Origin of the sequence: Variovorax humicola (assembly GCF_037889915.1) — a bacterium.
Lineage (GTDB): Bacteria > Pseudomonadota > Gammaproteobacteria > Burkholderiales > Burkholderiaceae_C > Variovorax > Variovorax humicola.
The window spans coordinates 1-1334 of the sequence record NZ_JBBKZV010000098.1; the positions used below are offsets into that span (position 1 = coordinate 1).

The 1334-nt window shown below is 67.5% G+C and carries 1 protein-coding gene and 1 pseudogene; both read right to left on the bottom strand.

The window, feature by feature from the left end; translation table 11 throughout:
- Positions 1-1176: MFS transporter (locus WKW80_RS37170; RefSeq protein ID WP_340368557.1), on the bottom strand; the 1176-nt coding region annotated here is incomplete at its 3' end.
- A 43-nt stretch (positions 1177-1219) separates the two neighbouring features.
- Positions 1220-1334, bottom strand: a pseudogene (locus tag WKW80_RS37175) (3-keto-5-aminohexanoate cleavage protein); the annotation flags it as partial.

Consider the following 1334-nt stretch of genomic DNA (forward strand, 5'->3'; position numbering starts at 1 on the left):
GTCCGACAGCACACCCACCAGGAACGGACCGATGGCCAGCCCGAACAGGTTCTGGAACAGCGACAGCACGGCCGAACCGGTGGAGCGCACGCCCGGGTGGATCACCTCGATTGCCACGCCGGAGACCACACCCACGGTGCAGGTCATGAAGAAGCCGCCGAGCATCACCAGCTTGAACTGCGCCGGACCGGGGGAGGTGCCGGCGAAGGCCGCCAGGAAGATGCACATCGTGATCACGCAGAGCAGGGACAGGGCCATCAGCTTGTTGCGCGGCTGGCGCAGCGTCAGCCGGTCGACCACGTAGCCCCAGACGATGCAACCCACCGCGCCGACCAGCACCACCAGTGCCGATTGCGTGGCCGCCGCCTCGGGCGTGACGCCGTAGAAGCGGTTGAGGTAGCTCGGCAGCCATGACCAGACCGCCGACACCACGATCAGCTGCATGGCCGCGCCGATGCACACGAACAGCAGGGTGCGGGTGCGCGCCAGCGTGACGAAGATGTGCTTGAGCGTGGTGCCCAGCGTCTCGGTGACCTTGTCCAGCCGCGGCGTCAGGTTCACCGTCTTGTAGTCGCGCACGAACAGGTACAGCAGCGCCAGCGCCAGCCCCGGGATGCCGACCACGCCGAAGGCGGCGCGCCAGCCCCACTTGGCCGCGATCACGCCGCCCAGCACCACGCCCAGCACCGAGCCCAGCGATGCCGCCGCGAAGAAGGCGCCCAGGAGCGCGCTGCGCAGCCGCATCGGGAACAGCGTCGCGATCAGCGCCGCGCCCACCGAGCCGTAGCCGGTTTCGCCGGCACCGACCACCGCGCGGGCGGTGAACAGCTGGGCGAAGTTGGTGGTGAACATGCAGGAGATGGTGGCCGTGCTCCACACCGTCGCCATCACCACGATGCTCTTCACGCGGCTGACCCGGTCGGCCAGCAGCGCCACCGGAATGCCGCCGACGGCCACCACGATGGAGATGATCGACACCAGCGCGCCGAGCTGCTTGTCGCTGAGCTGCCACTCGGCCTTGAGGTGCGGGAACAGCGACACGATGACCTGCCGGTCGATGTAGTCGAACAGCATCAGCGCGAAGGTCATGGCAAAGGCAAACCAGGCTTGCCGCTTGCCGATCAGGTAGTCGTCCTGCGGACCGGGCCTGACGCCCGCGTCGAGAGTGATGGACATGGGGTTGTCTCTCTGTTGTTTTAGTGGTGGGCCGGGACGTGGCTCAGGCTGCCTTGCGCAGGAAGCCCTGGTGGGCGCCGTTGCGGTTCGGTGCGAAGCCGTTGGCCTGCAGCGACTCTTCCACGGTGTCGTAGAACACGCCGATCTTGCTGATCTCG